This window comes from Facivitalis istanbulensis, from assembly GCF_040560405.1.
Classification (GTDB): Bacteria; Pseudomonadota; Alphaproteobacteria; order Sphingomonadales; family Sphingomonadaceae; genus Sphingomonas; species Sphingomonas istanbulensis.
Map to the genome: position 1 here is coordinate 20,856 of NZ_JAVSCQ010000022.1, position 22,095 is coordinate 42,950.

At 66.9% G+C, this 22,095-nt stretch carries 20 protein-coding genes, 1 tRNA gene and 3 pseudogenes; 14 read left to right on the plus strand and 10 right to left on the minus strand.

The genetic code is table 11. From position 1 onward, the window contains the following. The first annotated feature begins 81 nt into the window (after nt 1–81). Both RN629_RS12750 and tnpB (RN629_RS12755) read left to right on the plus strand, forming a co-directional pair. A complete protein-coding gene (locus RN629_RS12750) occupies nt 82–813 on the plus strand; it encodes a GntR family transcriptional regulator (protein ID WP_407035523.1) in 732 nt (243 codons plus the stop codon). A gap of 65 nt (nt 814–878) precedes the next feature. After that, nucleotides 879–1,052 (plus strand): IS66 family insertion sequence element accessory protein TnpB, encoded by a 174-nt coding sequence (tnpB, locus tag RN629_RS12755; RefSeq protein ID WP_407035524.1) that lies wholly within the window; start codon nt 879–881, stop codon nt 1,050–1,052. Between the two features lie 28 nt (nt 1,053–1,080). Here the strand turns inward: tnpB (RN629_RS12755) and RN629_RS12760 are convergent. The 6 genes and pseudogenes from RN629_RS12760 to RN629_RS12785 all read right to left on the minus strand — a co-directional run. Next, nucleotides 1,081–1,371 (minus strand): annotated as a pseudogene (locus RN629_RS12760) (IS66 family transposase zinc-finger binding domain-containing protein); the annotation flags it as partial. Nucleotides 1,372–1,404: 33 nt separating this feature from the next. After that, a pseudogene (locus RN629_RS12765) lies at nt 1,405–1,572 on the minus strand (transposase domain-containing protein); the annotation flags it as partial. A gap of 223 nt (nt 1,573–1,795) precedes the next feature. Continuing rightward, entirely contained in the window at nt 1,796–2,149 is a 354-nt protein-coding gene (gene tnpB / locus RN629_RS12770) for an IS66 family insertion sequence element accessory protein TnpB (RefSeq protein ID WP_407035525.1), read from the minus strand. Beyond that, the gene (locus RN629_RS12775; protein WP_407035526.1) at nt 2,146–2,313 is read right to left on the minus strand and encodes a hypothetical protein; all 168 of its coding nucleotides are present in this window, start codon (nt 2,311–2,313) and stop codon (nt 2,146–2,148) included. The genes tnpB (RN629_RS12770) and RN629_RS12775 overlap by 4 nt, the downstream gene beginning before the upstream one ends. Before the next feature lie 71 nt (nt 2,314–2,384). Further along, on the minus strand, nt 2,385–2,672 hold the full coding sequence (locus tag RN629_RS12780) for a conjugal transfer protein TraD (protein WP_407035527.1): 288 nt from the start codon (nt 2,670–2,672) through the stop codon (nt 2,385–2,387). Nucleotide 2,673: 1 nt separating this feature from the next. Next, nucleotides 2,674–3,000, minus strand: a complete 327-nt coding sequence (locus tag RN629_RS12785; RefSeq protein ID WP_407035528.1) for a conjugal transfer protein TraD — start codon at nt 2,998–3,000, stop codon at nt 2,674–2,676. Between the two features lie 171 nt (nt 3,001–3,171). Between RN629_RS12785 and traA the strand changes: the two genes are divergently transcribed. From traA to RN629_RS12820, 7 genes and pseudogenes are all read left to right on the plus strand, one after another. Continuing rightward, nucleotides 3,172–6,078, plus strand: coding sequence for a Ti-type conjugative transfer relaxase TraA (gene traA / locus RN629_RS12790; protein WP_407035529.1), 2,907 nt, complete (start codon nt 3,172–3,174; stop codon nt 6,076–6,078). A gap of 130 nt (nt 6,079–6,208) precedes the next feature. Continuing rightward, nucleotides 6,209–6,427 carry a helix-turn-helix transcriptional regulator gene (locus tag RN629_RS12795; protein ID WP_407035530.1) on the plus strand — a complete coding sequence of 73 codons (219 nt, stop codon included), beginning with the start codon at nt 6,209–6,211 and terminating at the stop codon, nt 6,425–6,427. Further along, a complete protein-coding gene (locus RN629_RS12800; RefSeq protein ID WP_407035531.1) occupies nt 6,417–6,662 on the plus strand; it encodes a hypothetical protein in 246 nt (81 codons plus the stop codon). The genes RN629_RS12795 and RN629_RS12800 overlap by 11 nt, the downstream gene beginning before the upstream one ends. A gap of 59 nt (nt 6,663–6,721) precedes the next feature. Next, nucleotides 6,722–7,018 (plus strand): type II toxin-antitoxin system RelE/ParE family toxin, encoded by a 297-nt coding sequence (locus RN629_RS12805; protein WP_407035532.1) that lies wholly within the window; start codon nt 6,722–6,724, stop codon nt 7,016–7,018. A 15-nt stretch (nt 7,019–7,033) separates the two neighbouring features. After that, nucleotides 7,034–7,342, plus strand: a complete 309-nt coding sequence (locus tag RN629_RS12810; protein ID WP_407035533.1) for a HigA family addiction module antitoxin — start codon at nt 7,034–7,036, stop codon at nt 7,340–7,342. A gap of 298 nt (nt 7,343–7,640) precedes the next feature. Next, nucleotides 7,641–8,684 (plus strand): IS110 family RNA-guided transposase, encoded by a 1,044-nt coding sequence (locus RN629_RS12815; protein ID WP_407035556.1) that lies wholly within the window; start codon nt 7,641–7,643, stop codon nt 8,682–8,684. Nucleotides 8,685–8,696: 12 nt separating this feature from the next. Further along, nucleotides 8,697–9,722: pseudogene (locus RN629_RS12820) on the plus strand (recombinase family protein); the annotation flags it as partial. A 189-nt stretch (nt 9,723–9,911) separates the two neighbouring features. Here RN629_RS12820 and RN629_RS12825 read toward each other — a convergent pair. Then, nucleotides 9,912–10,157 carry a hypothetical protein gene (locus RN629_RS12825; RefSeq protein ID WP_407035534.1) on the minus strand — a complete coding sequence of 82 codons (246 nt, stop codon included), beginning with the start codon at nt 10,155–10,157 and terminating at the stop codon, nt 9,912–9,914. 129 nt (nt 10,158–10,286) lie between these two features. Beyond that, nucleotides 10,287–10,377, minus strand: a tRNA-Ser gene (locus RN629_RS12830). Nucleotides 10,378–10,472: 95 nt separating this feature from the next. Between RN629_RS12830 and RN629_RS12835 the strand changes: the two genes are divergently transcribed. After that, nucleotides 10,473–11,369, plus strand: a complete 897-nt coding sequence (locus RN629_RS12835; RefSeq protein WP_407035557.1) for a peptidylprolyl isomerase — start codon at nt 10,473–10,475, stop codon at nt 11,367–11,369. Nucleotides 11,370–11,507: 138 nt separating this feature from the next. Here the strand turns inward: RN629_RS12835 and acs are convergent, their stop codons facing one another. Beyond that, nucleotides 11,508–13,460 (minus strand): acetate--CoA ligase, encoded by a 1,953-nt coding sequence (gene acs, locus RN629_RS12840; protein WP_407035535.1) that lies wholly within the window; start codon nt 13,458–13,460, stop codon nt 11,508–11,510. Between the two features lie 267 nt (nt 13,461–13,727). On the opposite strand from acs, the gene RN629_RS12845 reads away from it, so the two are divergent. Further along, complete coding sequence (locus RN629_RS12845) at nt 13,728–16,262, plus strand: PAS domain-containing protein (protein WP_407035536.1); 2,535 nt, start codon at nt 13,728–13,730, stop codon at nt 16,260–16,262. A 99-nt stretch (nt 16,263–16,361) separates the two neighbouring features. Here RN629_RS12845 and RN629_RS12850 read toward each other — a convergent pair whose 3' ends face one another. After that, nucleotides 16,362–17,720 carry a glycoside hydrolase family 28 protein gene (locus RN629_RS12850; protein WP_407035537.1) on the minus strand — a complete coding sequence of 453 codons (1,359 nt, stop codon included), beginning with the start codon at nt 17,718–17,720 and terminating at the stop codon, nt 16,362–16,364. Between the two features lie 163 nt (nt 17,721–17,883). Between RN629_RS12850 and RN629_RS12855 the strand changes: the two genes are divergently transcribed. From RN629_RS12855 to RN629_RS12865, 3 genes are read left to right on the plus strand one after another with little or no spacing between them, the layout of a single operon-like run. Next, the gene (locus tag RN629_RS12855; protein WP_407035538.1) at nt 17,884–19,536 is read left to right on the plus strand and encodes an efflux MFS transporter permease; all 1,653 of its coding nucleotides are present in this window, start codon (nt 17,884–17,886) and stop codon (nt 19,534–19,536) included. Then, a complete protein-coding gene (locus RN629_RS12860) occupies nt 19,533–20,702 on the plus strand; it encodes an HlyD family secretion protein (RefSeq protein WP_407035539.1) in 1,170 nt (389 codons plus the stop codon). The genes RN629_RS12855 and RN629_RS12860 overlap by 4 nt, the downstream gene beginning before the upstream one ends. Then, a complete protein-coding gene (locus RN629_RS12865) occupies nt 20,699–22,090 on the plus strand; it encodes an efflux transporter outer membrane subunit (protein ID WP_407035540.1) in 1,392 nt (463 codons plus the stop codon). The genes RN629_RS12860 and RN629_RS12865 overlap by 4 nt, the downstream gene beginning before the upstream one ends. Nucleotides 22,091–22,095 lie beyond the last annotated feature (5 nt).

Consider the following 22,095-nt stretch of genomic DNA (forward strand, 5'->3'; position numbering starts at 1 on the left):
ATCGCGTCGTCGGGGACGATCTTCCGGTGCGGTAGAATCATGCGCCAACGTTGGGTCAGGCAGACTGGGAGCTGACGAGAGATGGTTGACCGCGGGAACATTAAGAACGGGTCTGGTGCGGAACTTGGTGGCGCGCGGTTTGCGGAGAAGAAACCAACGGCCATAGAGTTTACGCATGCAGCAATTCGAAGCCGGATCATTGAAGGAGTGTACCCACCAGGTTCCAAGCTTCATCTCGAAGCGCTGAAGTCGTCGTTCGGTATTAGCGGTAGCACCCTCCGCGAGGCGTTGACTCGGTTGATGTCGGATCAGCTTGTACTCACAGAAGGCCAAAAAGGGTTTCGCGTCACGCCGATGTCGCTGTCGGACCTTGAGGATCTGACAAATGCGCGCATAAAATTGGAGACAAGCGCGTTAGCTGAGAGCATCGAGCTGGGTGATGACGTCTGGGAAGATAACCTTATCACGTGCTTCCACCGCCTTGCTAAGACGCAGGAAAGACTTGAGGCCGATCCCGCCGTTGCCTTCGATGCGTGGGAAGTTCGGAACAAGGAATTTCACGAGGCGCTTGCGGCGGCGTCGCCTTCAGCTTGGCTTGCTCGCTTTAGACAGGTTCTGTTTCAAAACTCCGAACGCTACCGTCGGATCTCTGGCACTATGGGACCGATTCCGCGTGACGTGCACAACGAGCATGAGGAAATATTCAAAGCTACGATAGCGCGGGACACGGATAAGGCGGTATTCGCGCTTGCCGAGCATATTCGACGATCCGTGAACGTTATACGTGAAAAGGCATTGCTTCCTGATGACTGATACCCGGCTCGTGAATTCCTGACTCTGAGGGATTTCCAAATGGGCCGATGGTGCCGTAGCGGATCGTGTTGGAATTGATCCCGGTTCCGGTCGGCGTGAAGGTGTGGCTCGCGACCGGCCACACGGACATGCGGAAGGGATTCGCCTCCCTGGCGCTGGTGGCGCAGGAGGTCTTGAAGCGCGATCCGCTCGGCGGCCACATCTTCTGTGCTTCCGCGGGCGTCGAGGCGATCTGTTGAAGATCATCTGGCACGACGGGCAGGCGGCGAGCGGCAGGTGATCCGCATACTTCGAGACGATCACGTTCGCGAGCACGGCCTCGGTCGGCAGGCCACACTCGATCAGATGCGCCGGGGCCGGCGCCTGCACGACCTTGGCGCGGCCGTGCGGACAGGCGTAGCGCGGCCGCACCGTGACGAGGACCCGGTACTGCGCCGGCACGACGTCGAAGCGCTTCGAACGATCCTCGCCGATGCGCACCATGTCGCCGCCGCCGCACGGGCAGCGGATGCTGTCGGGCTCGATCACCCGCTCGATCTGGGGCAGATGCTTCGGCAGGGCACGCGGCTGACGCTTCGGCCGATCCTGCTCGGGCTTCTCGGCTGCCTTCGTCCGCCTGCCTTCCGCCTCCTCGGCCTCGTCGATCGCCACCTCGATGTCCTCGAGCGCCAGCGCCATCTGGTCGGGGTCGAGCTTCTCCGAGGCGCGGCCGAACCTCGCGCGCCTGAACTCCTCGACGAGGTGCTCCAGGCGGGCGACATGGACCTTGAGGTCGGCGACCTCCGACTGGAGATGCTGCCGCGCCGCGCGCTCGACCACGACCCGCTCGCGTTCGACCTCTGCCTGCGCGCGCTCAGCCCCGATCAGCTCCCGCAGCGCGTCGGCCGACAGGTTCTCGAGATCGGGAGATTGGCCGCTCTCCAACATGGCTGCAGTGTAGCCGCCGAGGCCGCTCGGCGACACCGGATGGTGCCCAACTGAATCAATTGGTCGCAGCCGGCCAGACCACAGGGCGCGGCGCGACATGGATCCAGGCGAGCCCCTCGAACAGGGCCTCGAACTGGGCCCGCGACAGATGCATCACCCCGTCGCGCACCGGCGGCCAGGTGAAGCGGCCCGTCTCGAGCCTCTTGTACGTCATCACCAGGCCGCTGCCGTCGAAAACCAGGATCTTCAGGCGATCGCCGCGCTTCGAGCGGAAGACCACCGTCAGGCCGGAATACGGGTCGAGGCCGAGCTCGTTCTGCACCGTCGCCGCGAGCCCGTCGTGGCCGCGCCGGAAGTCGACCGGCCGCGTCGCGATCACGATTGGCATGTGCTGGCCGGGGACAATCACCGGCGCCCCTTCAGTGCCGTGACGATCTCCGCAATGCGCGTCGCGGGCGCGTCCGAGGGCAGCCGGATCACGACATCGTCGGCAACGATCTCGACGGGCTGGGCCGTATCGCTCGTCTTCTGTGGCTCGCTCACCTGAAGAGGAACGAAAGCAGGCGTCTCCATGCCGTTCGCCTCCGGCAGCGCCAGCAACCCGTCACGGGCCGCGCGGCGCCAGTGCGTCAGTTGCTGCGGCGTCAGCGCGGATCGTCCGGGATGTTGCCGCCGAGTACGGATTCGGCGCCCTCGCTGGATGCAGCCGCTCCCGTGGTCGCCTCGAAAGCTTTCTTCCCTTTCTCGACCCACAGGTTTCGCGCATGTTTGCCTTGGTCGCTTTTGAGCTTTTCGGCCATCCAGAGCAGCGCGCCGTAGAGGATGGCGCGGTCGTCGCCGGTGAGTTCGACAACGCCCGCTTTGACGACGAGACCGCCGAGCTCGATCAGATGCCGCGTGCGCTTGCGGCGCTCGACCTGCCAGGTGCGCATGTCACGCCGCGCCCGCGCCGCCTGATGCCGGTTGCGCGCTGTCCGATTGCGGTTGAGCGCCGCCAGCGTCGCGGTCAGGCGCTGGTGCAGATCGCCGCGACCGGCCCTGAAAGAACGTGGCCCCGCGTTTCGCCCATGCCTCCCTCTTTCCGGTATCTTTCGTCTCCGCCAGCACGATCAGCGCGCCCGCCAGTTCGTCGGCGCTGAGGGCGTCGGCTCCGGTCGAGATGACCAACTCGCCAAGCTGTTGCACCTTTCGGGCTTTCAGGTCTCGTGTCTTGTCTTCGAGCGATTTCAGTTCCGCGTCGAAGTCCCGTGGCTTGCGCATCACGTCCTCCATAAGCTGTCGATGGAGCGATGATAGTTGAGCGCCTGCCGCGATGCTGTAAGGTTGCCGGGACGGGCTGGAACGGCGCGAGCAGTCCCGAGAAATTAGTTTCGAGGGCGCGCTTATACGTCGTTCCGACGTGCGCTTGAGGGCAGTATCTGGTCGGTCGCCATGGCGATCTACCATTTCTCCGTTCAGGTCATCGGACGCGCGGCGGGCCGCAGCGCGGTCGCTGCCGCCGCCTATCGCTCGGCCTCGCGGCTGCGCGACGACCGGCTGGGCCGCGATCAGGACTTTTCCGCCAAGCGTGGTGTCGTCCATTCCGAGGTCATGTTGCCGGAGAACGCGCCGGAGGAATGGCGCGACCGCGAACAGCTTTGGAACGATGTCGAGGCGTTCGAGAAACGGAAAGACGCTCAGCTTTGCCGCGAGGTGGAGTTCGCCATTCCCCGCGAAATGACACAGGCGCAGGGCATCGAACTGGCACGCGATTTCGTGGCGCGGGAATTTGTCGATCAGGGCATGATCGCCGATCTCAATGTGCATTTGGACATGGGCGCGGACGGCCAGCCCAAGCCCCATGCCCATGTCATGCTCACCATGCGGTCGGTGGACGCGGACGGATTTGGCCCGAAGGCGCGGGACTGGAACCGCACCGAGCTGGTCGAGCGATGGCGTGGGCGTTGGGCCGATCATGTCAACGAGCGGCTGGCCGAACTCGACATCGACGCCCGGATCGACCATCGCAGCCTTGAGGCGCAGGGCATCGACCTTGAGCCGCAAACCAAGATTGGCGCACCCGCGCAGCGCATGGAAGCCGCCGGGCTTGATGCCGACCGCGCCGAGGATCATCGCCGCATTGCCCGCGAGAACGGCGCGCGGATCATCGCCGATCCTTCCGCCGCGCTGGACGCAATCACGCACCAGCAATCGACCTTCACGTGGCGCGACATGGCGATGTTCGCGCACCGGCACAGCGACGGGATCGACCAGTTCAACGAAGTGATGGGCGCAATGCGCAACGCGCCCGATCTGGTCGAACTCGGCAAGGACGGACTTGGGCAGGATCGCTTCACCACCCGCGAGATGATCGAGACCGAACAGCGCTTGCACCGCGCGGCCGAACTGATGGCCGAACGGGAACGCCATGAGGTCAACGACAGGGATCGTGAGGTGGCGCTAGCGCGCGCGGAAACGCGCGGCCTTGTCTTGTCCGGCGAGCAGGCCGAGGCGCTGGCGCATGTCACGGACGGGCGCGGCCTGGGTGTCGTCGTCGGCTATGCCGGGACGGGAAAGAGCGCGATGCTGGGGGCGGCGCGCGAGGCTTGGGAGGCGGCGGGCTACGAGGTCCGGGGCGTGGCGTTGTCCGGCATTGCCGCCGAGAATCTGGAGAGCGGATCGGGTATCGCGTCACGCACCATTGCCAGCATGGAACATGGCTGGGGACAGGGCCGCGGCCTTCTCACATCTCGCGATGTGCTTGTCATCGACGAGGCGGGCATGGTCGGCACGCGGCAGTTGGAGCGCGTGCTATCCCATGCCGCCGAGGCCGGGGCCAAGGTGGTGCTGGTCGGCGATCCGCAGCAGTTGCAGTCTATCGAGGCGGGCGCGGCGTTCCGTTCGATCCACGAGCGCCACGGCGGGGCGGAGATCGGCGAGGTGCGCCGCCAGCGCGAGGACTGGCAGCGCGACGCCACCCGCGACCTGGCGACCAGCCGAACCGGCGATGCGATCCACGCCTACGACAAGCATGGTATGGTCCATGAGGCCGAGTCACGCGAGCAGGCGCGCGGCGACCTGATCGACCGCTGGGGCCGCGACCGGCAGGCGAACCCCGACGCAAGCCGCATCATTCTCACCCACACCAACGACGAGGTTCGCGCGCTCAACGAGGCCGCGCGCGAGCGGATGCGGGCAGCGGGAGATCTTGGCGATGACGTGCGCCTGACGGTCGAACGCGGCGAACGCAGCTTTGCCGCTGGGGATCGCGTCATGTTCTTGCAAAACGAGCGCGGCCTTGGCGTGAAGAACGGCACGCTCGGCACCGTCGAGCAGGTCGGTGCCCAGAGCATGACCGTCCGCACCGACGACGGGCGCAATGTCGCGTTCGACCTGAAGGACTACAACAAGATCGACCACGGCTATGCCGCGACGATCCACAAGGCGCAGGGCATGACCGTGGACCGCGCCCATGTGTTGGCGACGCCGGGCATGGACGCGCATGGCAGCTACGTCGCCCTGTCGCGGCACCGCGACGGCATCGACCTGCATTACGGCCATGACGACTTCGCCAGCCGGGATCGGCTCGTCGGCGCAATGTCGCGCGACCGCGCCAAGGACATGGCGACCGACTTTGAACCCGCCCGCGACTACGCCGAACGGCGCGGCATCACCTTCCGCGAGCGGGTGGAACGGGTTGTCGAGATCGTCAGGCAGGTTCCCGAAAAGGTGCGCAGCATCTTCGACGGGCTGCGCCTGCCCGCCGAGGGCGGACAGGGGCCGGAAAGGAAGGTGGAGGAGGACCCGGAGGCGGCGTTGCGCCGCGCCCGTGGCCGGGCGCTCGTCCGTCATGCCCGCGCCGTGGATTCGATCTTCGCGGCGCAGAACCGGGGCGACAAGGCCAGCCCCGATCAGATCGGGGAATTGCAGGAGGCGCGCCAGCGGTTCGAGGAGGTGCGCCCCTACGGCTCGCACGACGCCGAAGCCGCCTACAAGAAAAACCCGGAGCTTGCGGCGGAGGCAGCGTCCGGCGACGCCCGGCGCGCAATCCGCGCCCTGCAACTGGAAACCGAGCTGCGCACCGATCCCAGCCTGCGCGCCGACCGTTTCGTGGAACGCTGGCAAAATCTCCACAGGGCCAGCGACGAACGGTATGCGGCGGGCGACTATGCCGGTCACAGGGCCGCACGGGCGGAGATGGGGAACATGGCCCACAGCCTCGAACGCGACCCGCAGATGGAATCCCTTCTGGCGGGCCGCAAGCGGGAACTCGGCATCTCATTCGATTCGGGGATGGGCGTCGGCCGCGACCTCACCCTCACGTTCGGGCTCGGTCGGGGCCGGGGGCTCGGGCTGTAGAACCATCCTATTTTCCGCCGCCTATTCGCCACAGCCCTACGACGCCTAACTATCTATTGCACAACAACAAATCCTTGCCTTTGCCTGTCTTGGCAGTTCCCAGAAACAGCCAGCAGGAGGCATCGCGGCCATGCGCCAGCCAGACCGTATCATCCGCCTGAACACCGTCCTCCACCGCACCGGCCTGTCCCGGTCGACCATCTACCGCAAGATCGCCGAGGGCACGTTCCCGCCCCAGATCAAGATCAGCGTCAACGGCGCGGGCTGGAAGGAATCCGACATCGACCGATGGGTCGCCAATCCCGTAGCGTGGCGGCCCGGAAGCGGGCGCGACCTCGATGGCGTCTGATCGCGGCGCGTGGTCCCGCGCCCAGCGCGTCAGGCCGCCCACGGCATCCGAGCAGCTTGAGGCGCTGCTGGGCTATCCGTGGCCGTTCCCCGGCAGACCGCCCAAACACGACCTATCCACCTGGACCGTCACCGACGACTGGCCCCATCCCGTTCCGGTCACAGAGGCCGAGATCGAGGTGTTCGAGCAATGGTTCGGAGACCTGTTCGATGAACTGTTCGGCCCCGAGGTTTGACGCGCCCCATTGCAATATGAGTTGTAGTGCGGTACATATACTCATAGCGGAGCGACGGAATGATCGTTGGCTTTCGGGATGAATGGTTGCGGGCCTTTTTCGTGGATGATGTCCACTCCCGCAACATCCCGTCCGACCTGGAAGCCCGGCTGTTCCGCAAGCTCCAGATGATTGATGACGCCGTGACCGATCAGGACTTGCGCGTGCCGCCCAGTAATCACTTTGAGAAACTGAAAGGCAATCTGGCAGGTCTCCATTCGATCCGCGTCAACCAGCAATGGCGGCTGATCTTCCGCTGGGATGGCGAGCGCGGCGAGGCGGACGGGATTTATCTGGACGATCACAGTTACCGATGAGAGCGAGGCAAAAACATGCTGACCACCAAGCGTAAGCCGGCGACCGTCGGCGAGATACTGACCGAAGAGTTCATGGAGCCGATGGGGCTGACGCAGGGGGCGCTCGCCGAGGCGATGGGCGTCCAGCGCAAACACGTCAACGAACTGTGCGGCAACCGCAGGAACGTGACGGCCGCGACGGCGCTGATCCTGGCCCGTGTGTTCGGCAACAGCCCCGACTTCTGGCTCAACGTGCAGCGGCGTAACGATCTTTGGGAGGTGATGAATACACCCAAGGAGCGCGAACGGGTCGAGCGCGCGCGTCCCGTGAAGAAGGCTGCCTGAGCGGGACCATGCGGCCCGATGATACGGGCAGGGACCATTATTCGAGAAGGAGATGGCATGAATGGGCTGTGAGCGGCCAATGATCCCGATGCGGTTAAGGTGTTGGGAGAGGCGGATAGGCTGCAGGTTGCATGCGGTTTCTAGGGCGTTTGACCCTGTGAAGGAGATTACCCGTCGCCTGTGTCCGAACGACCAGCGTGAGGCCCGGTGGCTGCCGGCGACCTCGAATAGGAGTCTGGCTTGGCCGTTCACGCCCCCCTTCGGGGTTCCGCCTCCCACCAACGGGAGAAGTGTAGCCATGGCCTTCATCGGAGTCGATCTTCATCAGAATTCCTTCACCGTCTGCCGCCGGGAAGCGGGCGGCACGGAGAGTTTCGAGACCTACCAGCTCGCCCGCGCGGACCTGGACCGGTTTTGCGCCACCCTGGACGCCGACGACGAGATCGCCGTCGAGGCGACGGGCAATTCGGCGTGGTTCCGGGACGAGGTGGCGCCCTGCGTCGGCCGGGTGGCGGTGGTCAACCCGCGGCAGTTCCAGGTGATCCGCAAGTCGGTCAGCAAGACCGACCGCAACGACGCCCGCGCCCTGGCGCTGTTCCTGTCCAAGGACATGCTGCCCGAGACGCGGCTGAAGTCGAAGGCGGAAACCGAACTGGGCTCGCCGGTCCACACCCGCGACCTGCTGGTCAAGCAGCGCACCCGGCTGCTCAACAAGATCCACGCCCTGTTCAACCGCCACGGGGTCAAGCTGAAGAAGGAAGGGCTGGCCAGCAAGCGACGGCTGCTGGCGCTGGAAATCGAACGGTTCTCGGCGCTGGAGCAGGTCGAGCTTCGGGTGGTGCGCGACCAGGCGCTGAGCCTCACCGCCGCCATCGCCGACCTGGACGCGGAGATCAGGACGGCCGCCCAAGGCCTCGACGGTTTTGACAGCCTGGTCAGCATCAAGGGCATCGGTCCCCGCGCGGCGGCGGTGTTCCTGTCGGGCATCGGCAAGGTGGACGACTTCGAGAGCGCCGACAAGCTCGCCGCCTATCTCGGCATCGTGCCCCGGGTCAGCCAGTCCAACGAAACCGACAACCGGGGCCGCATCACCAAGCGCGGCAACAAGCTGATGCGCACCACCCTGGTCCAGTGCACCCTGATCGCGATCCGCTACTCGGGGTATCTCAACGCCTACTATCGCCGCATCAGAGAGCGGCGCGGCAGCGGCAAGGCGATCATCGCCACCGCCAGGAAGTTCCTCGGCATCATCTACAACACTTTGAAAAACAAGTGGGTCTTCGAGGACTTCACCTCATTCAAAATCGCCAACGGACCAATAACCGCTGGACAATCATCATAGGAGACATCGCCCATGACCGTCCCGCTACGCGCCGCCCTTTACCTGCGCGTCTCGACGGCGCGGCAGGCCGAGCATGATGTCTCCATCCCGGACCAGAAGCGACAGGGCGAAGCCTATTGCGCCTCGCGTGGCTATCAGCTTGTCGAGACCTACGTGGAGCCGGGCGCTTCGGCGACCAACGACCGCCGGCCAGAGTTCCAGCGCATGATCGAGGCGGGCACGTCCAAGCCCGCGCCGTTCGACGTGGTGATCGTCCACTCGTTCAGCCGCTTCTTCCGCGACGCCTTTGATATGGAGTTCTACGTCAGGAAGCTGGCGAAGAACGGCGTCAAGCTGCTGTCGATCACGCAGGAGATCGGTGACGATCCGGTGCATCAGATGATGCGGCAGATCATGGCGCTGTTTGACGAATACCAGTCCAAGGAAAACGCCAAGCACGTCATGCGGGCCTTGAAGGAGAACGCCCGCCAAGGCTTCTGGAACGGCTCGCTTCCTCCTATCGGATACCGTGTCGTCGCGGCCGAGCAGCGCGGAGCCAAGACCAAGAAGAAGTTGGAAATCGACCCGCTCCACGCCGACACGGTGCGGCTGATCTATCGCCTGGCGCTGGAAGGCGACGGCGCGACCGGCCAGATGGGCGTCAAGAACATCGTCTCCTATCTCAACAGCCGCCGCATCTTCACCCGCGATGGCGGGCGCTGGGGCATCGGGCAAGTTCACCGTATCCTGACCCGCCGCACCTATATGGGCGAGCATGAGTTCAACAAGCGCAGCAAGACCAAGGAACTGAAGCCGGTCAGCGAGATCGTGACGGTTCCGGTTCCGCCGATCATCGACCGCGAAACCTTCGACACCGTGCAGGCGCTCTTAAAGGCCCGCAACCCGAAGGTCACGCCATCCGCCGTCATCAGCGGCCCCACGATGCTCACCGGCCTGATCCATTGCGCCAAGTGCGGCGGGGCCATGACCATCCGCACCGGCAAGGGCGGGCGCTATCGCTACTATGCTTGCTCGATGAAGGCCCGGCAGGGACCGACCGCCTGTGAGGGCATGGCCGTGCCGATGGACAAGCTGGACGATCTTGTCGCCAGCCATTTGGAAGATCAGCTTCTCCAGCCCGAACGGCTGGAAATCATCCTCGCCAGCGTTCTCGACCGGCGGCAGGAGCAATCCGAACGCCGCCGCGAGCACATCGCCGAATTGAACAAGCGCGCCGCCGAATCGGAACTACGGCTCAAGCGCCTCTACGACGCCATCGAGGCGGGCGTGGCCGACATTGACGACCCGGCCCTGAAAGACCGCATCGACGGCCTCAAGGCCATCAGGGACCAGGCCAAAGCCGATGCCGAGCGCGCCCAAGCCATGCTCGACACCTCCGGCGCCAAGGCCATCACGCCGCAGATGGTCCGCACCTTCGCCAAGACCGCGCGCCAGCGCATCCGCCTTGAAGGCGGAGGCTACCGCCGCGATCACCTGCGCGCGCTCGCCCAGCGCGTCGAAGTGGCGGACGGCGAGGTTCGGATCATGGGATCGAAGACCCGGCTGCTACAGGCGCTCACCGGAAAAAACAGCGTAAACTCAGTGCCCACTCAGGGACTGAAGTGGCGGAGCGGGAGGGATTCGAACCCTCGATACGGTTTTGCCGTATACTCACTTTCCAGGCGAGCGCCTTCGACCACTCGGCCACCGCTCCGCAGGATATTCTGCCTGGAACACGCGCCCCTAATGTGCTTCCGCGCCCCGCGCAAGCGATTGCGTGGGGTGGAGCGCTCGGGCAGACTTGCGGGCATGACGCTCGCCCTGACCCTCGCCGCACTGGTCGCACAGGCGGCTCCCGCTCCGGCAACCCCAACGCTCTCCAGCACGCCCCCGCCCAACACGCCGCTATCCGGCGATCCGCTACCCGGGGACTGGATCGCGGTGCCGGATGACGAAGTGCTGATCTTCACCCTGTCCAACGGCAGGACCGTCACGCTGCGGCTCGCCGCCGCGCAGGCGCCGGTGCATGTCGCCAATATCCGGGCGCTGGCGCGGGCGCATTGGTGGGATGCGGGCACCAGCGTCTATCGCGTCCAGGAGAATTACGTCGCGCAATGGGGCGATGCGAGCGAGAGGAAGCCGCTGCCGACCGGCATCGTCGCCAATCCTCCGGCCGAATATGTCCGTGCGGGCCACAGCGCGGTGGCGCGGCTGAGCAAGCCCGACCCCTATGCCGCCTGGGCGGGCTATAGCCGCGACGGCTGGCCGCTGGCGGGGAATGCGGACAGCGAATGGATTCCGCATTGCTATGGCATGGTCGGTGTCGCGCGTGACCTCGCGCCCAGCACCGGCACCGGGGCCGAACTCTACACCACCATCGGCCATTCGCCGCGCGGACTGGACCGCAATATCGCGGTGGCGGGCCGGGTGATCGACGGCATGGAGGCGCTCTCCACCCTGCCACGCGGGACAGGCGACCTGGGCTTCTACAAGGATGAGGCGCAGCGGCTGCCCATCATGTCGGCACGGCTGGCGAGCGAACTGCCCCCCGCGCAACGCCCGCACTATCAGTATCGCGAAACGGTCAGTCCGCGCTTCGCCGCCTGGATCAAGGGACGTGAGAATCGGCGCAACGCCTTCTTCACCGTGCCGGCGGGCGGAGTGGATATCTGTGCGGCCCTGCCGCCGGTACGCAAGACACCTTGAGCAGGAGCTGTGGCGCGCCCTTCGCCGTCACAACCCGGCTGGCCGGAGCAAGGCATGCCGATCGATCTTGCACCCCGTTCAGCCTGAACGCAGTCGACCGGAGGTGGGGGCCGCCCCGTCAGCGGCCCCCACCTCCCATCACGCCGCCTTCTTCCCCGGTTCGATCCGGTTGGCGACCAGATGGTCGACCACCGCCGGATCGGCCAGCGTCGAGGTATCGCCAAGCGCATCGACCTGATTCTCCGCGATCTTGCGCAGGATGCGGCGCATGATCTTGCCCGAGCGGGTCTTGGGCAGCGCGGGTGCGAATTGCAGCGCGTCGGGGGTCGCGATCGGCCCGATCTCCCGACGGACCCATTGGACCAGTTCGGCGCGCAGCGCCTCGTCTTCCTCCACCCCGCTGTTGAGCGTGACGAAGGCATAGATGCCCTGCCCCTTCAGGTCGTGCGGCATGCCTACCACCGCCGCCTCGGCGACCTTGGCATGCGCGACCAGTGCCGATTCGACCTCGGCGGTCCCCATGCGATGGCCCGACACGTTGATGACGTCGTCGACGCGGCCGGTGATCCAGTAATAGCCATCCTCGTCGCGGCGGCATCCGTCGCCGGTGAAATATTTCCCCGGATAGGTGGTGAAATAGGTCTGGAAGAAGCGGTCATGATCGCCCCAGACGGTGCGCATCTGCCCCGGCCAGCTATCGGCGATGACCAGATTGCCCTCGGTCGCACCCTCCAGCACCTTGCCCTCTGCATCGACGATCTGCGGCAGCACGCCGGGCAGCGGCAGCGTCGCCGAACCGGGCTTGAGCGGCACCGCGCCGGGCAGGGGCGCGATCAGATGGCCGCCGGTCTCGGTCTGCCACCAGGTGTCGACGATCGGGCAACGGCTGTCGCCGACGACGCGGTAGAACCACTCCCAGGCCTCCGGGTTGATCGGTTCGCCCACCGAGCCCAGGATGCGCAGCGAAGAGCGATCGGTCTTCTTCACCCATTCATCGCCCTCGCGCATCAGCGAGCGCAGCGCGGTCGGCGCGGCATAGAAGGTCGCGACCCGGTATTTGTCGACGATCTGCCAGAAGCGGCTATGGTCGGGATAATTGGGCACGCCTTCATACATCAGCGTGGTCGCGCCATTGGCCAGCGCGCCATAGACGACATAGCTGTGCCCGGTGACCCAGCCGACATCGGCGGCGCACCAGAAGACCTCGCCCTCGCGATAATCGAAGACATGCTGATGGGTCCATGCCGCCCAGAGCAGATAGCCGCCGCTGCTGTGCAGCACGCCCTTGGGCTTGCCGGTCGAACCGCTGGTATAGAGGATGAACAGCGGGTCTTCGGCCCCCATTGGCGCGGCCGGGCAATCGGGCGAGGCCTGTGCCATCAGCGTCGCATAATCCTGGTCGCGGCCGGGCTTCATCGTCACCTCGGTGCCGCTGTGGCGCACCACCACGACATGGTCGACCGCGACGCCGTCATGGTCGAGCGCGGCGTCGACATTGGCCTTGAGCGGCACCGGCTTGCCCCCGCGACAGCCGCCATCGGCGGTGATGACGATGCGCGAATCGCAGTCGATGATGCGGTTGGCGAGGCTTTCGGGCGAGAAGCCGCCGAACACGATCGAATGAACCGCGCCGATCCGCGCGCAGGCCAGCATCGCGAAGGCGGCCTCCGGGATCATCGGCAGATAGATGGTGACCCGGTCGCCCCGGGCGACGCCCAGCCGCTTGAACACATTGGCGAGGCGCGAGACCTGTTCGTGCAGGTCGCGATAGGTAATGCGGCGTTCGGCGCCGGGCGCGTCGCCCTCCCACAGGATCGCGACCTGGTCGGCGCGGGTGTCCAGATGGCGGTCGATGCAATTGGCCGCGACGTTCAACTGGCCGTCGGCGAACCAGTTGATGCGGAAATCGGCCTCGGCGAAGCTGGTATCCTTGACCACCGTGAACGGCGTGATCCAGTCCAGCCGCTGCGCCTGTTCGCCCCAATATCCGTCGGGATCGGTGCGCGCCGCGTCATAGGCCACACGATAGCCCTCCGCCGTCATCGAAGCACTGCCGGCCCAATCGGGTACGGGGTGCATTTGTCGGTCCATGCCGGTCTCTCCTGTATTTTGCACCATCTCTAGCAGGGCAACATGGCAACTGCCTATCGGGTCCGTGACAAAGTGTGATCGCGGCGCGGCGAAACAATCCCGCGATTGAGACAGCCTTCGCGACAAAGACCGGCAGGCGTCTTCATGTTGCTGAAAACAATTGCATCTAACTGGGACAAGATCGTCGGCTCGCCTCTATTCCTTGCGACGAAGCGACGTTACAGCAGGGACTAGGGCGGGCAAAATAAGGGCGGAGATGAACGAAGCATGACCGCGATGGCCCAGGATCTTATACCGGCCGACCTGCCGGCGGGATTCGCCGCCATCCTGGCCCGTAGCGGCGATATGGGGCGACGAATCGCCACCCATGATTGGGCCGCGACGCCGCTGGGCCCGATCGTGTCCTGGCCGCAGAGTCGTTTGACCGCGATCAGCATCATCCTGTCCTCGTCCATCCCCATGAGCACGCTGTGGGGACCGAACGGCATCCTGATCTACAATACGGCCTATGCCGACTTTGCGGGCACCCGCCATCCCGCGATCCTCGGCCACCCGGTGACCGAGGCCTGGCCCGAGACGCGGCTGTTCAACGAACAGGTGTTGGCGGCGGGCCTGAGCGGGCGGGCGCTGGCCTATCGCGACCAGGCGATGACGCTGGAACGAAATGGCGTGGCCCAGCAGCATTGGTTCGACCTGGACTATATCCCACTGTCGGGCGAAGATGGCCAGCCGGCGGGCATCCTGGCCACGATGCTCGACTGCAGCGCACGGATGCGCGACCGGCAGGAGCGCGAAAATGCGGTCGCCGCCGCGCGCGAAAGCGAGGTGCGGTTCCGCAACGTGGCCGATCAGGCCCCGGTCATCATCTGGGTGAGCCAGGCCGATGGCCGCTGCATCTATTTCAACCATGCCTGGACCGCCTATACCGGGCTCTCGCCCGAACGCGGCCTCGGCTTCGGCTGGATCGACGTGCTTCATCCCGAGGACCGCCAGCTGTTCGAACGCACGGTTCGCCGGGCGGTCGCCGACCAGCAACCGTGCACGCTGGAATTCCGGCTGCGGCGGGGGGACGACCGCTATCGCTGGGTCATGATCTCGGCGCTTCCCCGCTTCGACGAGGATGGCAGCTATCTGGGCATGGTCGGCTCGATCATCGACATCGACGAGCGCCGCCAGTCCGAAGAGACGCTGCGCGACGTCAACGCCGTGCTGGAGCGCCGGGTGGCCGAGGCGCTGGCCGAGCGCAAACTGTTCGCCGACATCATCGATTCGACCGGCACGCTGGTGCAGGTTCTGAGCTTCGACCATCGCTATCTGGCGATCAACCGTGCGGCCGCCGATGATTTCGAACGGGTGTTCGGCATCCGGCCGCAGATCGGCCAGTTGAAAAGCGACGCGATGGCCGGGCGTCCCGAGATCCTGTCCGTCATGCGCGGCTACTGGACGCGGACGTTGGCGGGAGAGGATTTCTCGGTCATCCAGGCGCTGGAGGATCTGCACGGCGAACGGCGGCATTACGAGCTGCGCTTCAGCCCGCTGATCGCCGCCGACGGTACCCCGCTGGGTGCCTATCAGTTCGCGACCGACGTGTCCGACCGACTGACGGCGCAGGAACGGCTGGCCGAGATGGAGGCGCAGCTGCGCCAGAGCCAGAAGATGGAAGCGGTCGGCCAGCTGACCGGCGGCATCGCGCATGACTTCAACAATCTGCTTCAGGTCGTGGTCGGCAATCTGGAGTTGCTCGAACGCCTGCTGCCCGCCGACGAGCAGCCGCGCGCGCACCGTGCCGCCGTCAACGCGATGACGGGGGCCAAGCGCGCCGCGACCCTGACCCAGCGGCTGCTCGCCTTTTCGCGGCGCCAGCCGCTGGCACCGCAAGCGGTCCATATCGCGCGGCTGGTCGACGGCTTGTCCGAACTGCTGACCCGGACGCTGGGCGAGCAGGTGACGCTCGACATCGATTGCCGCCCCGATCTGTGGCCGGCCGAGGCCGATCCCAACCAGTTGGAAAGCGCGATCCTGAACCTGGCGGTCAATGCGCGCGACGCGATGCCGCTGGGCGGCACCCTGTCGATCACCATGCGCAATGCCCGGCTGGACGGGCAGGCGGCGATGGTGGCGGGGCCGGTGCCCTATCCCACCGACCCGGGCGACTATGTCGCGATCGATGTCAGCGATACCGGCATCGGCATGGATCGCGCGACACTGGGCCGCGTGTTCGAACCCTTCTTCACCACCAAGGAAGTGGGCAAGGGTACCGGGCTGGGCCTGTCGATGGTCTATGGTTTCGCCAAGCAATCGGGCGGTCAGGTCCAGATCGAATCGCACCCCGGCCAGGGCACCTGCGTCTCGCTGTTCCTGCCGCGCTTCGTCGGCGAGACGACCGACACGGGCGACGCCCCGCCGCCCGCCGGGCGACCCGACCGGGGATCGGAAACGATCCTCGTGGTCGAGGACGATGCCGATGTCCGCGCCTATTCGACCGAGGCGCTGCGCGAACTGGGCTATGACGTGCTGGAGGCAGAGGACGGCGCGTCGGCGCTCGCCTTGCTGGAGGGACCGAAGGCGAACGGGATCGCGCTCCTGTTTTCCGACGTGGTGCTGCCCGGCGGGATGACCGGGGCTGATCTGGCCTCCGCTGCGCGCAGCCTGTTCCCCTCGCTAAAGGTCCTGTTCACCACCGGCTATGCGCGCGATGTCATCGTCCATGGCGGGCGACTGGATGCGGGCGTGGCGCTCATCACCAAGCCGTTCGATTTCGCCGATCTGGCGGCGCGCATCCGGGCGATGCTGGACGGATAGCGATCGCGGCGGTGTCGGGATCGTCAGATCCCCACCGCGCCGGGCATGGGGCGTGCTCGGACGTGCATCCCCATATCCGTTGCCCGATCCGTTACCGTGTCATGGATGCTGGTCCGGGAATGAGGCCCAGCGGCCCGCGCACCGATCGCCTGTCGCCGGCACGGCCGAGGCGCTCAAGCCGGGCGGCGGCGGGGTGACGCCGCCGGGTCCGGCGGTGAATTGCGCATAGGCGGTCTGCCACACCGCGTCCGGGTCGAACCGCACATCGTCCAGCATAACCTCAAGCAGGTGGCCTGCATCATGGCCGCCAACCACCAGCGCGCCGCCCGCACCGGTGACATGCGACAGGGCGATGCCGCGATAGACCGGGATCGCCATGCCCCCTGCACCGGCGTCATACCGGGTGTCGAAATCGATCGGCCGGCGGTTGCCGCGCAGGCACACATCCTCATAGCGAACCGCCTCGACCAGGCCACCCCGGCTGGCATCGCTCTTGATCCGCAGCCCCGACAGGGTGCCGTCCAGCGTCACCCCGCGCACCAGGATGTCGCTGACCCCCGCGATCGTCTCGCTGCCGATCGACAGGCCGTGTCCCCAATAGAAATGATCGTCGAGAATCGAGACATGGCGGGTGGCGCCATGCCCGGCCTTGATCGCGATATTGTCGTCGCCGGTGCGGACGAAGCTGTGCGCGATGGTCACGTCCTGCGACGCGCTGGGGTCGATGCCATCGGTGTTGCGCGCATCGGCGGGGGTATCGATGCGGATGCCCCAAAGCGTCGCGCCCGACACGCCGTCGAGCAGGATGTGGAAGTTGGGCGCATTGCGGAACAGCGTGCGATAGAATGCCACATCGCGCGCCTGCTGAACGACGATGAGGCGCGGGGCGTTCTGCTTGCCGCCCTCGCGCTGCGCGCGCCGGGCCAGTTGCCACCAGCTTTCGTCGCGTCCGGCCATCGGCGCACCACCCTGTCCGTCGATCGTGCCGTCGCCGACGATACCGCCACCGCGCCCTCCCTCGATCGTCACGAAGGGCTGGCAGCCCGCCCCCCTGGCATCGATCGTCCCGCACAGCCCGTTGCCGCGATCATAGGCGCGGGGATCGGTCGTCGCGGCGAGCACCACGCCGCTGTCGATCCACAGGATCACGCCCGGCTTCAGGCGGAGCGGGCCGCTGAGGAAACGGCCCCCGCCCGGTCCCGCGACCAGTCGCACCGCCTGTCCGGCGCGACAGCGATCGATGGCGCGCTGGATCGTCCCCGTCTGGTCGTCCGAGCCCGTCTGGTCGTCCGGGCCCGTCGGGGCCAGGGTGGCGCACACCATCGCGGGCAGGCCCGGTTCGGTGACCACGCGCCGATCCTGCGCCGCGGCCGCATGCGCGGCGAGGACAAGGACCGCCGCTCCGGCGGCCTGGAACGACCGGGATATCACCCGCTCTGGAAGGAAGCGCCACGTCATGCCATGGTGGTCGCATGGGGATGCGGGCCGCTCAAGAGCCCGTCCCGGCCCCCGATCATACCGGGGATGGAACAATTCTCCCCGATCAGGAGCTTAGGCCCTTCTTGCCCGGCATCCGTTTCGACGGGTTGCACGTTCGGCGCGACGGGGCGAAAGGACGAGGATGGCGACAGGATTGCGGCAGTTCTGGAGTGAGGAGCAATGGGCCTTCACGCCGCAGGAACGCCCGGCCATTCCGGGGTCCCCCGGCAATTTCGATCACCCGCTGCACCGCCGAATCGCCTATGGCGTGATCGCGGTGCTGATCGGGTTGACCGGCGGACTGGGCAACGCGCTGGTCTCGGCCAATACGACGCAGTTGCAGGGCGGGCTGGGCCTGGATCCGACCGAGATCGCGTGGCTGCCCATCGCCTATGTGATGACCAACGCGTCGATCAACCTGTTGCTCATCAAGTTCCGCCAGCAATTCGGTCTGCGCCCCTTCGCCCTGCTGTTCGTCGGGCTCTACACGCTGCTCGCCTTCGCCCATCTGTTCGCGCGCGATTTCAGCTCGGCGATCGCGGTGCGCGCGGCCAGCGGCATGGCGGCGGCGGCGCTGACGTCGCTGGGCCTCTATTACATGATGCAGGCACTGCCCAACAAATGGCGGCTGAAGGCGATCGTGCTGGGCATCGGCGTGCCGCAATGCGCGACGCCGCTGGCGCGGCTGTTCTCGCCCGACCTGCTCGCCATGTCGCAGTGGCGCACGCTCTACCTGTTCGAATTCGGGCTGGCGGCAATCAGCCTGGCGGCGGTCGCCGCGCTGCGCCTGCCCCCGACCGAACGGGTCAAGGCATTCGAACCGCTGGATTTCCTGACCTTCGCGCTGTACGCACCCGCCATCGGGCTGTTCTGCGCGGTGATTGGACAGGGCCGCTTCTACTGGTGGACCCAGGCGGCGTGGATCGGCTGGGCGTTGGCCATCGCCATCCCGCTGCTCGTCGCGGCGTTGTGGATCGAGCATCACCGCGCCCATCCGCTGCTCAACACGCAGTGGCTCGGCTCGCTCGACATCGTCCGCTTCGCGATCGTCACGCTGATGGCGCGCATCGTCCTGTCCGAACAGAATTTCGGCGCGGTCGGGCTGCTGACCGCGCTGGGGCAGAATAACGACCAGTTCGGCACGCTGTTCACCATCGTCTTCGTGGCATCGATCGCGGGCGTGGTGGCCAGCGCGGTGACGCTGGACGTGAACCGGCTGACCCATCCGATCATGTTCGCGATCGGGCTGGTCGCCATCGCCGCCTTTGCCGACAGCTTCTCCACCAACCTCACCCGCGCGCCACAGCTTTACGCGACCCAGGCGCTGATCGCCTTTTCGACCACCTTCTTCCTCGGCCCGTCGCTGCTGTTCGGCATGACCCGCGCGCTGCAACAGGGGGCCGGGCATGTCATCAGCTTCATCGCCTTGTTCGGGATGCTCAACTCGATCGGCGGGCTGGGCGGCACCGCCCTGCTCGGCACCTATCAGACGATCCGCGAAAAGACGCATAGCGCGGCGATCGTCCAGAATATCGACCCGACCGATCCGCAAGTGACCCAGCGGATCATGGCGGGCGGCGCGCGGGTCGCGGGCGTGGTCGGCGACCCTGTCCTGGCCCGGGCCGAAGGCGCGGCGCTGCTTTCGCGGGCGGCGACGCGCGAAGCCAATATCCGCGCCTATAACGATGTCTTCCGGCTGGTTGCCGCGCTGGCGGCCGCCGTCACCCTGTTCCTCGCGCTGCTGACCTGGCGTCGTGCCCGGCGGGCGCGCGCCGCTGCCAAGGCTTCGTCATGACCGACATCCGCTCGCCCGTCTCGCCCACCCCCATGACCGAGGAGGCCGCCGCCGAGGCCGGCGTGCCGCCGCCCGCGCCCCCCGCACCCGCCACCGTGCCGGGATCGCGCTGGAGCCCGCCCAGGGGCGGGTGGCAATCGAACCTGCTGATCGTGCTGCTGGTGGTCGGCGGCGTCTCGGCGGTGCTGGCGGCCTGGCGACTGCCACCCTTCGCCACCAACGTACAGTCCACCGACAACGCCTATGTCCGCGGACGCACCACGGTGATCGCGCCACAGGTCAGCGGCTATGTCACCGCCGTGCTGGTCCGCGATTTCGACATGGTGCGCGCCGGCCAGCCGCTGGTGAAGATCGACGACCGCATCTATCGTCAGCGCGTCGACCAGGCGAACGCGCAGGTTCAGGCGCAGACCGCGACGCTGGCCAATAGCCGCCAGGCCCAGGCCTCGCGCACCGCCAGCCTGTCGGCGCAGGACGCCGCCGTCGCCAATGCCGAAGCGCAGTTGATGCGCGCGCAGGCCGATATGGCGCGCGTCGAGGATCTGGTGACCGACGGATCGGTGTCGTTGCGCGAACGCGACCAGACGCTCGCCGCGCTGCGCCAGGCGCAGGCCGCGCTGCGCCAGGCCAGGGCCGCGCGCGAGATCGCGCGACAGGATATCCGCACGGTCGAAGTCGGACGCGGCGGGCAGCAGGCCGGCGTGTCGGGCGCGGAGGCCACCCGGCGGCTGGCGCAGATCGATCTGTCCAACACGCTGGTCCGCGCGCCCGAAGATGGCCGCCTGTCGGAGGTCGGCGTGCGGCTGGGCCAATATGTCACGGCAGGTTCGCAACTGATGTTCCTGGTCCCGCCCGAAACCTGGGTGATCGCCAATTTCAAGGAAGCGCAGACCTCCCGCATGGCGGTGGGCCAACCGGCCAGCTTCACCGTCGACGGCCTGAACAATGCGCGTCTGAATGGCCATGTCGAGCGCATCTCCCCCGCCGCGGGCTCGGAGTTCGCGGTCCTGAAATCGGACAATGCGACCGGCAACTTCACCAAGGTGCCGCAGCGTATCGCCGTGCGCATCCGCATCGATCCCGGCCAGCCGCTCAGCGCCCGGTTGCGCCCCGGCATGTCGGTCGAGGCCCGCGTCGATACCTCCGGCGGGCCGAAGGTCCGATGAGGACGCGGCACCTCCTGCCGCTGGCGGGTGCGCTGGTGCTCGCGGGCTGCCTCGGGCCGCGTCCGGCCAGCCCGGTCGGCAGCGCGGTCGTGCCGCCGCCCGCCTGGCGCACCACGCTTGCCCCCGGCATGCCGATTGCCGCCCAATGGTGGCAGGCCTTTGGCGACCCGCAACTGACGGCGCTGGTGACCCGCGCGCTGACCGAAAGCCCCGATCTGGGCAGCGCCGCCGCACGGGTCGACGAGGCGCGCGCGCAGGAACGGCTGGCCCGTGCACAGCTGTCGCCCAATGTCACGGCGGGCGCGTCCGCATCCGAAGCGCGCAGCGTCACCGCCTTCGGCACCGGGCTCGATCAGCTGGGCGGACAACCACTGGTACAGGCCAGCTATGATGCCGACCTGTTCGGCCGGTTGCGCGCCGCCCGCGCCGCCGCCCGCGCCCAGTTGCTGGCGACCGAGGCGGCGCGCGACACCGTCCGCCTCGCACTGGCGAGCGGCGTGGCCAGCGGCTATGTCACCCTGCGCGCGCTCGACCACCGGCTGCACATCGCCGAGGAGACGCTGGCCGCCCGCACCGACGCGCTGCGTATCGCGCGGCGGCGGGCGGAGACGGGCTATACCTCCAATCTCGAACTGCGGCAGGCGCAGGGCGAATATCGCTCGACCGAGCAACTGGTCGCCGCCGCCCGGCTGGCGGTGACCCGGCAGGAAAACGCGCTGAGCGTGCTGGTCGGCGGCAACCCCGGCCCGATCCCGCGCGGCCTGCCCATCGACCGGCTGGTCCGCCCGCCCATTCCGGACGGCCTGCCCGCCGACCTGCTGCGCCGCCGCCCCGACCTGTATCAGGCCGAACAGGCGCTGGTCGCCGCCGACCGCTCGCTCGACAGCGCGCGCGCGGCGATGCTGCCCAGCCTTGGGCTGACCGGATCGGCGGGCGTGGTGCTGTCCAACGCGCTCAAGAACCCGCTGACCGTCTTTTCGATCGGCGGCAGCGTGCTGGCCCCGATCTTCGACGCCGGGCGCCTGCGCGCCCAGGCGGATGCGGGTGCCGCCCGGCGCGACCAGGCGGCCTTTGCCTATCGCAAGGCCGCGCTGACCGCCTTTCGCGAAGTCGACGACAGCCTGGCCTCGGTCCGCCGTTCGGGCGAACAGGCGGCGGCGCTGGCCGGACAGCGCACCGCGCAGGCCGATGCCCTGCGCATCGCCTCCAACCGCTACCGCGCAGGCTATTCCTCCTATCTGGAGCAGCTGGACGCCCAGCGCGGGCTGCTGAATGCCGAACTGGCGCTGGCCGAGGCGCAGGCCAATCAGCTGACCGCCTATATCACCCTGTATCAGGCGATGGGCGGCGGCTGGTCCGACGCGGCGATCCGGGCCACCGCACGCTGAGCGGC